Source organism: Rhodothermales bacterium (genome assembly GCA_041391505.1).
Lineage (GTDB): Bacteria > Bacteroidota > Rhodothermia > Rhodothermales > JAHQVL01 > JAWKNW01.
In genome coordinates this window covers 194,170-208,203 of the sequence record JAWKNW010000004.1, presented here as the reverse complement: position 1 = coordinate 208,203, position 14,034 = coordinate 194,170, and the positions used below count along the sequence as shown (strand labels likewise).

At 62.3% G+C, this 14,034-nt stretch carries 11 protein-coding genes; 4 read left to right on the top strand and 7 right to left on the bottom strand.

The window, feature by feature from the left end; all coding sequences use genetic code 11:
• Nucleotides 1-43 precede the first annotated feature (43 nt).
• Nucleotides 44-757, bottom strand: coding sequence for an alpha/beta hydrolase-fold protein (locus R2834_06115; protein ID MEZ4699885.1), 714 nt, complete (start codon nt 755-757; stop codon nt 44-46).
• A gap of 146 nt (nt 758-903) precedes the next feature.
• Here R2834_06115 and R2834_06110 point away from each other — a divergent pair, with 146 nt between their 5' ends.
• From R2834_06110 to R2834_06100, 3 genes are read left to right on the top strand one after another with little or no spacing between them, the layout of a single operon-like run.
• The gene (locus tag R2834_06110) at nt 904-2,190 is read left to right on the top strand and encodes an Nramp family divalent metal transporter (GenBank protein ID MEZ4699884.1); all 1,287 of its coding nucleotides are present in this window, start codon (nt 904-906) and stop codon (nt 2,188-2,190) included.
• Nucleotides 2,191-2,198: 8 nt separating this feature from the next.
• Nucleotides 2,199-2,855 carry a uracil-DNA glycosylase gene (locus R2834_06105; GenBank protein ID MEZ4699883.1) on the top strand — a complete coding sequence of 219 codons (657 nt, stop codon included), beginning with the start codon at nt 2,199-2,201 and terminating at the stop codon, nt 2,853-2,855.
• A gap of 51 nt (nt 2,856-2,906) precedes the next feature.
• Nucleotides 2,907-4,301, top strand: coding sequence for an AAA family ATPase (locus tag R2834_06100; GenBank protein MEZ4699882.1), 1,395 nt, complete (start codon nt 2,907-2,909; stop codon nt 4,299-4,301).
• 1,749 nt (nt 4,302-6,050) lie between these two features.
• Here R2834_06100 and R2834_06095 read toward each other — a convergent pair.
• The 3 genes from R2834_06095 to R2834_06085 form a co-directional block, all read right to left on the bottom strand.
• Nucleotides 6,051-6,968, bottom strand: coding sequence for a hypothetical protein (locus tag R2834_06095; GenBank protein MEZ4699881.1), 918 nt, complete (start codon nt 6,966-6,968; stop codon nt 6,051-6,053).
• A gap of 82 nt (nt 6,969-7,050) precedes the next feature.
• Nucleotides 7,051-8,265, bottom strand: coding sequence for a response regulator (locus R2834_06090; protein ID MEZ4699880.1), 1,215 nt, complete (start codon nt 8,263-8,265; stop codon nt 7,051-7,053).
• A gap of 157 nt (nt 8,266-8,422) precedes the next feature.
• A complete protein-coding gene (locus R2834_06085; protein ID MEZ4699879.1) occupies nt 8,423-8,782 on the bottom strand; it encodes a response regulator in 360 nt (119 codons plus the stop codon).
• Nucleotides 8,783-9,203: 421 nt separating this feature from the next.
• Between R2834_06085 and R2834_06080 the strand changes: the two genes are divergently transcribed.
• Nucleotides 9,204-11,252 carry a PAS domain S-box protein gene (locus R2834_06080; protein MEZ4699878.1) on the top strand — a complete coding sequence of 683 codons (2,049 nt, stop codon included), beginning with the start codon at nt 9,204-9,206 and terminating at the stop codon, nt 11,250-11,252.
• 7 nt (nt 11,253-11,259) lie between these two features.
• On the opposite strand, the gene R2834_06075 is transcribed toward R2834_06080, so the two are convergent.
• From R2834_06075 to R2834_06065, 3 genes are all read right to left on the bottom strand, one after another.
• Nucleotides 11,260-12,390 (bottom strand): iron-containing alcohol dehydrogenase, encoded by a 1,131-nt coding sequence (locus R2834_06075; GenBank protein MEZ4699877.1) that lies wholly within the window; start codon nt 12,388-12,390, stop codon nt 11,260-11,262.
• 122 nt (nt 12,391-12,512) lie between these two features.
• Nucleotides 12,513-13,109 (bottom strand): hypothetical protein, encoded by a 597-nt coding sequence (locus R2834_06070; protein ID MEZ4699876.1) that lies wholly within the window; start codon nt 13,107-13,109, stop codon nt 12,513-12,515.
• Nucleotides 13,110-13,371: 262 nt separating this feature from the next.
• Complete coding sequence (locus R2834_06065; GenBank protein ID MEZ4699875.1) at nt 13,372-14,004, bottom strand: hypothetical protein; 633 nt, start codon at nt 14,002-14,004, stop codon at nt 13,372-13,374.
• Nucleotides 14,005-14,034 lie beyond the last annotated feature (30 nt).

Here is a 14,034-nt window from a genome sequence, read left to right as displayed (position 1 = left end):
GGGGTTGCGGGTGCTCGCGCGGACGGTTGACCGCGCGATGGGCTCAGGCGATATGCTGCACGATGAGATCGCGCCACCAGGGCCAGTCGTGGCCGAATACGCCGGGGCGCGAATCGAGGGTATGACCGATGCTCTTGGCGTGCAGGATGCCACTGAGGGTATCGTTCGCCGCCTTGCACGGATCGTACTCGGCGGTGCTCAGGATAATATGGTTGCGGCGAATGGCCTCGAGCGTGCCGTGGTCGGTGAGGTTCGGGAGATAATCGATGGGGTTGCTGAAATACACGTCGTCGTTGTAGAACCCGTCGAGTTGCGACCTGATGTCGAACGCGCCGCTCAGGGCGATCAGTTTGCCGAACGCCCAGGGGTGCTTGAAGACCATGTTCGCCGCATGATACCCGCCGAAGCTGGCGCCCGCCGCAATCAGGAAGGATTGCCCGCTGATGTGGCGGATATACGGCACCACTTCGTCGATGATGTAGCGCTCGTATTGCTGATGCCGTTTGATGCGCGTGTAGGGATCCACGCCGCGGTTGTAGAGGCTCTCGGCATCGACGGAGTCCACGCAGATCAGCCGGTTGTGGCCTTCCTCCAGCTGGCGGGACAGGGCGCCGGCCATCCCGAAATCCTCCCACTCGTAAAACCGCCCGAGGCTGGATGGAAACACGAGCGCGGGCGTGCCGGCATGACCGAGTACGAGGAGATCCATGTCCCGCCCGAGAGCGGGGCTGTGCCATTTGATGTGCTCGCGATGCATGTCGTGGTTTTTTCGAGGAGAAGCGACGGTGGAACGCCCCGAAATGTACGGATGCGGACAAGAAAAACCCGCCAGTCCACGCCCTCTTTTTGGCGAGTTACCCCGGCGCGGCCGTATCATGGAGCCGCCGTCCATCCCGCTACCCGATGCCCGCAGACTCGCCCATCGCCCGACGCGCCTGGATCGCCGTCATCGGTCCGGGCATCCTGATCGCCGCCACCGGCGTCGGCGCCGGCGACCTGGCTACCGGCGCCTTCGCGGGCAGCAAGCTCGGCGTGGCCGTCCTGTGGGCCGTGGCGCTCGGCGCCGGCATCAAGTTCGTGCTGACCGAGGGGCTGGCGCGCTGGCAGCTGGTCACGGGAGAAACCCTCCTGGAGGGCGCCATCCGCCGGCTCGGCCCGATCGCCCGGTATTTCTTCATCACCTACTTCCTCGTCTGGTCGTTCAGCGTCGGTTCGTCGCTCATCAGCGCCTGCGGCGTCGCCGCCCATGCCCTCTTCCCGGTGTTCGACGACCCCGTTCGCGCCAAGATGATCTGGGGCGCCCTCCACAGCCTCGTAGCCCTCGGCCTCGTCCTGGCCGGGTCGTTTCGCCTGTTCGAGTGGACCATGAGCCTCTGCATCGGGCTGATGTTTCTCCTGGTGGTCCTCACCGCCGTCCTCATCGGCCCCGACTGGCCGGCGGTCCTTCAGGGCCTGTTCGTACCCCGCATACCCGCCTACGCCCCGGCCGGCGTCGACGAGGGCGCCACGTGGACGCTGGCCCTGATGGGCGGCGTCGGAGGAACGCTCACGGTGCTGAGTTACGGATACTGGATCCGCGAAGAAGGGCGTGCGGACGCCGGCGCGATCCGGCTCTGCCGGATCGACCTCGGCGTGGCGTACGCGGCCACGGCGCTCTTCGGCATGTCGATGGTGATCATCGCGAGCGCCATCGACCTCGAGCGGCAGCCGAGCGCGCAGCTCGTGGTGTCGCTGGGCGACCAGCTGGGCGGCGTCGCGGGGCCGGCGGGACGCCTGCTGTTTCTCGTCGGCGCCTGGGCGGCCATGTTCTCGAGCATGCTCGGCGTCTGGCAATCGACGCCCTACCTCTTTGCCGACTACCTCCGCATCACCCGCCCCGGACCGGGCCGCGACCGGGTCGACATCCGGAGCACGCCCTACCGGGCCTATCTCGTCGGCATCGCGACAATCCCGATGGTGGGGCTGTTTTATAACTTCGAGCTCGTCCAGAAACTCAATGCCGTGTACGGTGCGCTCGTCATGCCGATGCTTGCGCTGACCCTCTTTCTGTTGAATCGAAAACCCGGGTGGATGGGCGTCCACCGCAATCGGCCCCTCACCACCCTCATCCTGATCGGCACCCTGCTGTTTTTCGCCTTCATCGGCATGCCCGAACTGGCGGGCGCGATCAAAGGGCTCTTCGGATCGTAAGGCTTCGCATGCACGCTACTTCCCTGCCAGACCGACTCTGGGCGCTCGTATCGGAACAGGTGTTTACGGTCCCTTCCGCTGCGGGGCTTTTTAACCCCTACGCGGACCGGGTCGACGGCATCGACCATCCGGACGCGCCGGCGATCCGACGCGAGAACCTTCGGCAATACTTCGCCAGCTACCGGACCGCCCCGAGGGTGCTCCTGCTGGCCGAGGCGCCGGGGCCCTGGGGCTGCCGATTCTCGGGCGTGCCGCTCGTCAGCGAATCCCAACTGGCCGACCCGGCGTTTCCGATCGACGGGACGCCGACAAGCCTCGAAGAAAAACCGCACACCGAGTACAGCGCGAATATCTACTGGCGTATCCTGCGACCCTATTTCCCGGCTTTTTTCACCTGGAATACCGTCCCGTTCCACCCGTACAAGGCGGAGCGCATGCTGTCCATCCGAAACCCGACCCATCGGGAAGTAATGGCGTTCCGGGATGTAGTGGATGGCATGGTCGAGATCCTCAAGCCCGAGCGTATTCTGGCGATTGGCCGAAAGGCCGAACACGTACTGCAGCAGCTAGGCCTACCCTGCCGCTACGTGCGCCATCCCTCGCAGGGCGGCGCGCTCCTGTTCGAGCAGGGCGTGCGAGAAGCCTTCGCCGAACTCGGTTTGTGATCCCCCGGGCATCATTTTGCGTTTTTCATTTTGCATTTTGCGATCACCCACATGTCCGACCTCTTCAACGACGCCGCCGAGCGCTACCGGGCCCGGAATGCGCCTCTCGCCGACCGCATGCGGCCGCGCAGTCTGCATACCTTTATCGGGCAGGGCCATGTGCTGGGGGAAGGCAAGCTCCTCCGGCGCGCCATCGAAGCCGACCAGCTGTCCTCCTTGATCTTTTACGGCCCTCCGGGCACGGGAAAGACGACGCTGGCCCGCATCATCGCCAACACGACATCGGCCCACTTCACGGCGCTGAATGCGGTGCTCGCCGGCGTGAAAGATATCCGCGATGCCATCCACGATGCCCAGGAGCGGCTGAAGCTGCAACAGAAGCGGACCATCCTCTTCGTCGACGAGGTGCACCGGTTCAACAAGGCCCAGCAGGATGCGCTGCTCCCGCATGTCGAAAACGGCACCGTCATTTTTGTCGGCGCAACGACCGAAAACCCGTACTTCGAGGTCAACAAGGCGCTGGTCAGCCGATCGCGCATCTTCGAACTGCGGACCCTGGAGGAGGATGACCTCCGCCGGGTGGCCCTCATGGCTATCCAGGACCGGGAGCGGGGCTATGGAACCCGCAACGTCGTCATCGACGACGACGCGCTCGCGCACCTCGTCAGCACCGCCAACGGCGACGCCCGCTCGCTGCTCAATGCGCTGGAGCTCGCTGTCGAAACCACACGCGTGGACGAACAGGGGGTGCTCCGTATCGATCTGCCGGTGGCCGAACAGAGCATCCAGAAACGAGCCGTCCTGTACGACAAGGAGGGCGATGCCCACTTCGACACGATCAGCGCCTTCATCAAAAGCCTCCGGGGGTCGGACGCCGACGCCGCGCTCTACTGGATGGCGCGCATGGTCTACGCCGGCGAGGACCCGCGTTTCATCTTTCGCCGCATGCTGATCTTCGCCTCCGAAGACATCGGCCTCGCGGATCCCCGCGCCTTGCAGATCGCCGTGGCCGCGTCGCAGGCATACGACTACGTGGGCATGCCCGAAGGGCGTTTCCACCTGGCACAATGCTGCCTCTACCTGGCCACCGCACCCAAAAGCAACACCACCCTGTCGTTTTTCGACGCGCTCCAGTTCGTGGAGCAGGAGCAGTCGCACGACGTTCCGAATCCGATCAAAGATGCCAATCGGGACAAAAAAGGGTTCGGCCATGGCGAGGGATACCTCTACCCGCACGCCTTTCGGGATCACTACGTCCCGCAACAGTACCTGCCGAACGAGATGCAGGGCACGTACTTCTACAAACCGAGCGGCCAGGGGTACGAGCAACGCATTGCCGCCTGGATGGAGGCGCACCAGCAACGCGACGAGGAAGAGCATCTGTTGCGCCGCGTGAAACGGTATGCCGGCAAGGACGAGCCGCCCGAAGAGCGCGACCAAATGTAACAAAACAGGAAAAGCCGACCCAATTTGCATTGGATCGGCTCTTTACCTTGCTGCTTGCCCCCCGGTTATAGCAGCATATTCAAAACAGGGTAGTATCTTTCGGGTCTTGTAAATGGTTCGGGCCGGCCGTTACCCGTGAGGGAAACGGCCAGCCCTCTACCTTGCTGCTTGCCCCCCGATTTAAGCAGCAAACCCAGGAGAGGCGGGATGTCGTAGCGCGGCATCCCGCCTTTTTAGTTCGTTCGTGTAGCGGTGGTTGAAGCCCGGCCGGGCGAACCCGGCCGGTCCTCTACCATTGCTGCTTGCCCCCCGATTTAAGCAGCAATTGCTGGTGCGCTATAGGCGTGTTTTTCTGGCGCTGTATAAGCAAACCACGCACGCCTTACCTGGGGCAAACGGTGGTTGAAGCCCGGCCGGGCGAACCCGGCCGGTCCTCTACCTTTGCTGCTTGCCCCCCGGTTATAGCAGCAAACTCGCGTACACTTCAATAGCTCAAAGAATCACGTGAACGGCGCCTGGCCCGAATCACGAATGTAATTTAGCTCGGTACCCGGGTGCCAGGTCTCAACCTCTGGCGTGGCGCTATAGCACCTTTGGCGCATTCGGCCTCTCGTTATCGGCGTATCGAAATTGACCTCGATTTTGCCGACCGGCACCCGCATCATTTCAGTAGGTGTACCCCCGAGATCAACCCTCCCACTATGCGGAGGCGGCTGCCCTTTCAGGCGGCGCATGTCCTCGGGTGCTGAGAACGTGATTACCCTTCGTCACTTCCCAATACACCTACGGTGCCAAAACAGAATGAGCACCAATCCTGCACAGTTCCTCAACATTTGCCGGCGTTAATCGCCCAAAATCGCCGATTTGCCTGTGCGGCGATTTCAAAATCCGGCCGGCCGGCGTGACATGCGCCCCGAGCGTCTCACGCGATATCACTTTGATACAACACAGGCCTCATTACGGGACAATCTATTCGGAACGGGACGCCAGGCCATGGAAATCCTACACCGCCCCCTGAAAGCGCAGGAAGCCTGAAGCTGAAACGGGGTCTCGTGCGAGCCGGGCAGACATAACGCGGCGCCCCGTTCGTTTAAACCAACGGGCTACGCAGCCGATACCCTGACAAATGGATTTTGATAACCAATCCCCACCGGCGATGCGTCAGCTCCATGCTCCGATCTCAGATTCCAGCGACCTGCCGCTCGTCATCGATCTGTTCTTCCCCCTCTTCGCTATACTGTCTGGCCGCTCGGCCTTACGAGGTGCAGGACGGAGGTCGTACCCCACCGTAACGACCTCCGTCCATTCTTATGATGTGACAAGGTCTGTATCGGTAGGCGCCGGCATCTCTTAAGGGCCGGCTAATGTAACGAATCGGAACCGCTCGCCTGCGTATCGAAAAAGAAGTGAGGGGACGGAGGCTCTACCCCTCCAATGTCCTCCGTCCCCATATCGAGATGTGTCTCGCTGAGTGCGTCATATCCAGAAAAGGACGCTACTCTTCTCATTGCGTTATAAGGTACGCAGGCCCGCCGGACCGGGTTTGGAACCGACGCCTTATTTTAGCCGGCACTGTCGGAGCACTGCAGTGGTACTGAAGGAGTAGCGCGCACCCGATACCCACAAAAAAAGACCAGGGCCCGAGACGCGAACCGCTCGAACCCTGATCTGTAGGCCACAATGCATGTAGGATATTCGCCAGCCGAAGCGAATGACTATCCCTGCATCACACTATTTTTTACCCGACCGTCACGGTACCTGGTAGGCGATCAACCGATCCGACATCATGACGGGCAGATAAACCATCCGCTGCGCCGGTACGTATTCGAGATCGGCCGTACCCTGGGACACCGTGAGCACATCCGTCGCTCCGGCTTCGGGCGTGTAGTAGAAGACCTTGCCCGCGCCCCAGTCGGACAGGATGTACCCGCCCTTACCGTCAGGCTCGATCGCGTCCAGACCGCCGATACCGACTTCGTCGCGCAGGGGAGTCACCGCCTTGTCGGCATAGGAGATGGCCATCAGGTACCGGGCATTGCCCGGATTTTCGATGTCGGTCCCGTTAGCCGCGATCAACAGGCGGTCGGCTTCCGCGAAGAGGCCGTTGGGCGAGCGGATCGCGTCGCCCTGAAGCCACGGTTCGAACACGCCGTCTTTCAGGCGCCACACCGACGCCTGGTTCATGTCCGAAACATAGACCGAACCGTCGGGCGCGACCGTGACGTCGTTCAGGAACTGGGCGCCGGCGGCGGGATACCGCGCGCTGATCGCGCCGGCCGCGATATCGATCTCCACGAGCTGATCGATGTCCGCCGCGTACAGCATGCCGTTGCCGACGTCAACCCCTTTGGGCGCATCGAGGCCGACGACCCAGGCGCTGTCGATCATCGTTCCGTCGAGCCCGACCTTGGCGATGTAGCCCGTCCCATTTTTCTCCGTGGCCCCACCGGCCATGTTGGACAGGTACAGGGCATTGGTCGCAGGATCGAACGCGATCGATTCAGGCCGGTTAACGCCGTCGCTGAGTTCCCAGGTCATCTGCAGGGAAAACGGCATCGCCGTCTCCATGCTTTCTTCGGCCTGCGCGGCGGGAGGCTCCTGGGGTTCGCAACCGGTATAGGCAAGAACGGCCAGGCACAGGCCGCCCATTAGATGTAATCGTCTCATAGGAATGGTCTCTTTCGTAGGTAGCATGACGCCCGAATTGGGCGATCACCACCCCTAAAATAGGCAATTCCTGAATCACACGCTAACAGTTGGCTTCCGGGGACCAGAGGTTAGCCTTCTTCACCGAGGCATAAGCCTTGATCCGACTGAGCCGGGCCTTCAGCGCCTTCACCAGCGTATCAGGCTCCATACCCTTCCGGAAGAAATCGTCGCTCCCGATCGCAACGGCCTCCATTTCGACCTCCTCATTCGCTTCGGACGTCAGGAAGATGATCGGCAAATCGAAGTACGCCTCGTGCTGGCGAATGACGGCCGCCAGTTCCAGTCCGGTGCAACCGGGCATATAATAATCGAGCAGCAGGAGGTCCGGGTTGGAACACTCGATGGCTTCCAACGCGAGCAGCGGGCTGGTGAGGATGTCGGTCTCGACGCCGGCTTCCGTCAGCTTGGCGGCAATGAACTGCGCCGGCACCAGGTCGTCGTCGATGATCAATACCCGGCCTACCGGGGATGACTTGGGGCGCTTCGACTTCTCGATCGCGCCGATCAGGCCGCGGACATCGACGGGTTTGGTAAAATAACGCGTCGCGCCGGCGCGGCTTGCAGCCAGGCGCGCGGCAATATCCCGTCGCGCGGAGAGAAAAAAGACAGGCACCGAGGCATCGATGCGCGACCGAACCCGGGCTATGGCCTCGGCGCCGGCCAGGTTGTTCTCGGGGAACATCATGTCGGATACGATGGCGAAAGGCGTCCGCTCGGCGAGGGCGTACTCGAGATCCTCGAGCGCGCCGAACGTGGCGACCTCGAAACCGGCCTGCTGCAGGACAAAGTCCAGCATCCGCGTTTGATCGGGGTCGTCATCCACCACAAACACCTCGCGCCCCGCGAAGTGCATGCCCAGCGAAGGGTGCGCCGGCGGGTGGAACCGGAGGGCGGACGATTCCGTCTCGGGCTGGCGCCGCTCGACGACGCGCTCGACCTCCTCCCTGAGTGCGCGCATGAGCTGACCGATTTCCGCGAGCGTCGACGCCGGCAGGTTCTGCAGGTCCTTCCGCGGGCGAACGAAATCCAGAAAGGTGCTCGCCATGGTCGATATGGATGTGAACCCATAAATCCCGGCGCCGCCGATCATTTTGTGCAGCAATCCATACGCCTCGCGCAACCCGTTCGTCACGTCCTCGCCGCTCCCGTTGACCCGTTGCAACGCCATCTCGATCTCTCTCACCTTTTCAGGCAGCTTGCCGAGGTAGGATGCGCGCAACGTTTCAAGCTTCTCGTTTGCAATGGAATCGGTCATGACATTCTCCTGTTTATACATGCTGGGTACGTTCACAGCATTCCTGTCGGACGTGCGGTGAACGGTTCTACGAAACGGGCCTCGTTACAGGCGCCACCTCCCTGGGCCTGCAACCGGCGACGGCAAATGCACGCCATCGGCATCCTCGGGGTCATTGCTAGAGCTCGGCCCAGATAGCGCGGATGCGATCGGAAAGCGCTACCGGATCGAACGGCTTGTCGATCACGGCTACGGCACCTCTTCCCAGGTATTCCTCGATCTCGTGTTTCTGCACGCGCGCCGACATAAAGATGACCGGAATGTGCGCGTGCGCCGGCGTGCGCTTCAGCTCGGCCAGCGTGCTCAACCCATCCATGACCGGCATCATCACGTCGCACAGGATCATATCCGGTTCAAATTGCGCCACGCGATCCAGCGCGATACTCCCGTTCTCGCAGGCCTCCACCTCGAAGCCCCCCAGCGCCTGCATCAAATGGTGCGCGACGAGACGGATGTCCTCATCGTCTTCGATGATCATGATCCGCTGTAAAGACGTCTCATTCATACGAACCCTCACATGGTCCTTGTGAACCCGGCGCGTCGGGGCAGGAATGAGGTCGGGCCAGGAATCGAGTAAACAGTGGGTAAGTCGTGTATCGCGGCCCCACCCCAAGCACTAAATCGTTTCTTGTTGAAGATTGTGCGAGGACGGTCGCGGCACGGCATCGCCCGAATCGATACGGACCACGGTTTCACGACGAGCACGAGGATGTCTGCATCTAAAAAACCCGCCTCACTGCGCGCCCTGAACGCGACGCGATACCGGATTCGTTCGCCGAGGTGCACGCGGGCAGCACCTTCCCCAAGCAAGCACGCCGATTTTTTTGCCCGCGCCTTATACCCACTAACCCAGCGCCGATGCTAATCTTAGCAGTTGCGCAATTCAGTATGGGTGGAACATGCTCGAGTATTTCACGGCGTTTTTTGAACCGAATACCACATCGCCGGCGACTCGATTCGGCTGGCCGGACGACATGTTCTGGCTGCACGTGCTCTCGAATGTGCTGCTAGCGATCGCCTGCCTCGCGATACCCGTTGCCTTCGCGCGGCTGGCCCGCGGCAGGAACGATTCGACCTTCAGCAGCCTGATGTCCCTGTTCGGCATCACCGTCCTCCTTTTCGGGCTCTCGTACGCGTCGGACATCTGGGTGGTGTGGACCGGCGCGTATCGGATAGCCGGCCTGCTCGATGCCGTGACCGCGTTCCTCTGCCTGACCGTCGCGGTCATCCTGCATGCGCTGGTCCCCACGCTCGTCTGCATCCCCAGCCCCTATGAATTGAAACACATCAACGATTCGCTGCAAAGCGAAATCGACGAGCGTGAGGAAGCCGAACTGGAGCTCATCCGGCATCGCGGCCATCTCGAGGAGCTGATTCGGGAACGAACGCAGGAACTCGAGTCCGTCAATCTCCTGCTGCGGAAGGAAATCCGCACGCGCGAGCAAGCCGAAGCCAGCGTGCGTCATTCGGAGACGCGGTACCAGTCGCTCTACGAGAAATATCTGGATCTGTACGAAAACGCGCCCGACATGTACGTATCGGTCGACGCACTCAGCGGCATGATTGTCCAGTGCAACGTGACGCTGTCGGACCAGACGGGGTATCCCAAACACGTGCTGATCGGCATGCCCTTTTTCAGCCTCAGCACACCGGCCTTTCGCCGGCGGACCTACGAGGCGCTCGATCGCATCCACACCGATGGCGAGGTCTACAACGTGGAACTCCAGCTGCGACGCAAGAGCGGCCAGCCGATCGATGTCACCCTCAACGCCAGCGCCATACGAAACGAAAATGGCGTATTGATCGCCAGTCGATGCTCGTTCCGGGACATCACCGTCCAGAAACGGGCCCAGTTGGCACACGAGGAGTCGAATGCGCGCATCAAAGCCATCGTCGACCATGCCGTGGATGCCATCATTACCATCGATGAACGAGGGATCATCGAGTCGTTCAACCCCGCCGCGGAGGCCATCTTCGGCTACGCGCACCACGAGGTCTATGGCAAAAACGTTAACTGCCTCATGCCGATGGACTACGCGGCGGAGCACGATGCCTACCTCGAACGATACCTCATTTCCGGCGAGCGCCGCATTATCGGTGTAGGACGCGAGGTGGAAGGCATGCGCCACGACGGGACCCGATTCCCCATCGAATTATCGGTGAGCGAGGTACTCGTCGCCGGCAAGCGCATCTTCACCGGCATCGTTCGCGATATCACGGAGCGGAAACAGCTCGAGCACATCAAGGACGACTTTGTGTCGATCGTGAGCCACGAGCTGCGCACCCCCCTCACCTCGATCAACGGCTCGCTCGGCGTGCTCGCCTCGGGAACGGTCGGCGCCATCCCGGAGGCGGCCCAACGGATGATCGGCATCGCCCGGCGCAACTGCGAGCGCCTCGTGCGGCTCATCAACGATTTGCTCGACCTCCAGAAGATGGAAGCCGGCAAGTTCGATATCCACCGGGAGCCCGTGAACCTGGTGCAGCTGATGAACCAGTCGCTGGAATCCAATGCCGGGTTTGCCAGGGCACACAACGTCCGCCTCGAACTGGTCTCCACGACGGAACCGTGCCCGCTCGACGGCGATCCGGACCGGCTGCTCCAGGTCATGGCCAACCTGATCTCGAACGCCGCCAAGTTTTCCCCGACAGACGAAACGATAACCATCCGGGTCGACCGGGAGCCCGAGATGGTTCGGGTGGCGATAGAGGACCGGGGAATCGGCATCCCGGAGGAGCAGATCGCGACGATATTCGACAAATTCGTGCAGGTCGATTCGACCCTACAGCGGCAAAAAGGCGGCACCGGGCTCGGGCTCAGCATCTCGAAACGCATCATCGAGATGCACGGAGGACGCTTGAGCGTCGAGTCGACGATGGGCAAAGGCACGACCTTCTTTTTCGAACTGCCGCTCGCACCCGTGGAAGAGGGGACGCTGACGTCTTGACCCCATCTTACGGGAGATGACGCAGGATGTGCAGATAGGCGTTCGCATCCATCGGCTGCGGATTGGACGCGTTGGAGTTGTTGGCCTCGGCGGCCTCCGCTACCTGCGCGTAGGCGCCGCTCGGGATGTGGAGGGATGAAAACGGCGGAATGCCCAGGTCGCTGACGAGCGTTTCGAGCCGTTCGATGAATCGCTCGCCGGTCGCGCCGGCGCGCTCCGGCTCCACCAGCGCCTCCAGTCGGGCCAGCTTCGGTTCGATGTGGGGCAGATGGTAACGCATGACGGGCGCCAGCAGGATCGCGTTCGCGAGCCCGTGCGGCACATCCCAGAGCCCTCCCAGCGACTCCGACAGGCAGTGCACGCCGGCCACGTCCGCATTCCCGAACGCGATGCCGGCGATCGTGGCCGCGCGCATGACGCCCTCGCGGGCCTCATCGTCGTGCTCGATATCGGCTGCCGCGCGCCGGAGGTAGGAAAATAGCAGGGTGACGGCCTGTTCCGCGAGGGCATCGGAGACGGGATTGGCCGCCTGGCCGGTATACGCCTCCACGGCATGGGTCAGCGCATCGGCGCCGGTCTGGGCGACCAGCGCGTGAGGCAGGGTACGCAGCAACTGGGCATCGACCAGCGCGACGCGGGGAAACATGCCGTCTCCCTTCACGCTCGCCTTGCGCTTCGCCGCCGCGTCCGTGATCACCGAGACCCACGTCACTTCCGAACCCGTCCCGCAGGTGGTGGGGATGGCGATGAATGGCGCCGATCCATGCGCAAACCGGTTGCGGCCTTCGTAATCCAGGCAGCCGCCGGGGTTGCGCAGCAGCATGGCCACCGCCTTCGCCGCATCCAGCACGCTGCCTCCCCCCAGCCCGACGACACAGCGTATGCCCCGATCGCGCGCGCCGGCGGCCAGCCGATCGATCGTGGTGTTTCGGGGATTGACCTCGACGCCGTCGAACACCATCACCTCGTGGCCGCAGGTCACGAGCAAATCGAGCACGCGCGCCGGCCAGCGGGTCGCCTTCAGACCGGCGTCGTAGACGAGCAGGACAGGCCCCCCATCGAGGGAGGCGACAAGACCCGGAAGCCGATCGAGACAGCCGGGTTCGATATAGACGTGCGTGGGAAGACGAAAAGGCACTGGGCGTTCCGGGCGTTTGGAGAGGGTAACGTCCGAAAGTAAACCGGGAAGGTTGCTTCGTCAAATCGTGGAGACGACGGATCTCATCCGGGGTATAAAGAACCGCACCGCGAGGCCGGCGCCTAAAGGGTAAAGCCGGCGCCGAGGGCGAAGTCGACCACGCTGAAGTGCATCCCGAGCGCCGCATTGCGTCCGAACGGAGTGCTATGGACGAGTCGATACCGGCACTGCGTGAGCAGGAAGAGATGCGGGTTCAGCACGGTCCGGAAGCCGATGGACACTTCGGCGCCATACCCGAGGCCGTAACTGCGGTCGTAGAAGACATCCCGGTCGGTTTCGCTTTTGATCTGGGGGCCGATGGGGCGATGCGCCGCATCCATCAGGCGGTAGGCGCGCGTGAAATGCGCCGTCACGCCGGCGGTAAACACAGGCAGGAACCGCGTGGACCGAACGGGCAGCAGGTACGAATAGGCAAAGGTGAGGGGATAGGAGTAAAACTTCCAGTCCGGATCGATCCCCGCCATCTTGTAATACGCCCGGGGCAACGAGGCGGCGCGAAAGAATTCGCCGGTCAGGTTCAGGGCATGGGGGCCGCGCAGCGGGTACGTGAACGTGAGGGTCTTCGACGTGGACCGGATCAATACCCGAGCGGGCTGAGAGGGCAGCTTGACGGTTTCACCACCGAACATGGGCACAACGACCGCGTCCTGCGCGAACACGCAGGGACCGGTTGCCGCAGCCGCGCAGAGAATCACGGCAACGAAGGCATATGTGCTTTTCGATGGCGTCATGTGATCTTGGATCGAGCGGGTGGCACATACCCCTCAGGCGAACGACATGCCGGTGCCGGATCGCGCCTGAAAGGCCGAAAAAAGGGGGCTTGAGAACCACGCTCGATTGGAATGATTTAGGCTAGTCGCAAAGTGCGACTTCATCCCAATGCTAAAGATGAGACACTCGTACTGTGGGGGGTGGGGGGGTCTACAGCTCGAAACCGAGACCAAGGCTGAAGTCGAGCAGCGTAAACGGACCGTTCCTGGACCAGGAGGGGATGCCGGGCATCGTGCCGACATACCGGTACCGGCTCTGCGCCAGCACAAACACCTGCCGGCTGATCAGCATCCGAATACCCATCGTCGCTTCCGCTCCGGCGCGCAGCCCGTACCGCGTCGTAAAGCCCGGCTGCGGCAACGACCCGCCGCGCATCCCGTTGCGCATGCGTTCGGCGAAGAGATGCGTGGAAACACCCACGCCCACTACCGGCTGCAATTTGCGCGTCACGGAAGGCAGCGAATACGTGTAGCTGAACGTCACAGGAATCGAGCGAAATCGCCAGTCAGGGTCGGCGCGCAATCGCTGCGGATTAAACCGGGGCAGCGAGGATGCCCGAAAGTACTCCCCTGTGACGTTGATCGCGTGCGGACCGCCGATAGGCAGACGCACCGAAACCGCGTGCGACGAAGATGAAAATCCGGATGTCGACCGGCTGAGTTGCGGGTTATTCGCGAGTGCGGCCAGCAGGCTGTTCCACTGTGCGCAGGCCTCCCGGACACCCGACAGGGCGCCACAGAGGAGGAAGCACAGCAGACAACGCGTGGCGGCTCGAATAACCATCAATCAGGGTTGCGATCTACATAACGGGGG

Coding starts and splice junctions, on each gene's coding strand:
- R2834_06115 (MEZ4699885.1), bottom strand. CDS start 757: ATGCATCGCGAGCACATCAAATGGCACAGCCCCGCTCTCGGGCGGGAC.
- R2834_06110 (MEZ4699884.1), top strand. CDS start 904: ATGCCCGCAGACTCGCCCATCGCCCGACGCGCCTGGATCGCCGTCATC.
- R2834_06105 (MEZ4699883.1), top strand. CDS start 2,199: ATGCACGCTACTTCCCTGCCAGACCGACTCTGGGCGCTCGTATCGGAA.
- R2834_06100 (MEZ4699882.1), top strand. CDS start 2,907: ATGTCCGACCTCTTCAACGACGCCGCCGAGCGCTACCGGGCCCGGAAT.
- R2834_06095 (MEZ4699881.1), bottom strand. CDS start 6,968: ATGAGACGATTACATCTAATGGGCGGCCTGTGCCTGGCCGTTCTTGCC.
- R2834_06090 (MEZ4699880.1), bottom strand. CDS start 8,265: ATGACCGATTCCATTGCAAACGAGAAGCTTGAAACGTTGCGCGCATCC.
- R2834_06085 (MEZ4699879.1), bottom strand. CDS start 8,782: ATGATCATCGAAGACGATGAGGACATCCGTCTCGTCGCGCACCATTTG.
- R2834_06080 (MEZ4699878.1), top strand. CDS start 9,204: ATGCTCGAGTATTTCACGGCGTTTTTTGAACCGAATACCACATCGCCG.
- R2834_06065 (MEZ4699875.1), bottom strand. CDS start 14,004: ATGGTTATTCGAGCCGCCACGCGTTGTCTGCTGTGCTTCCTCCTCTGT.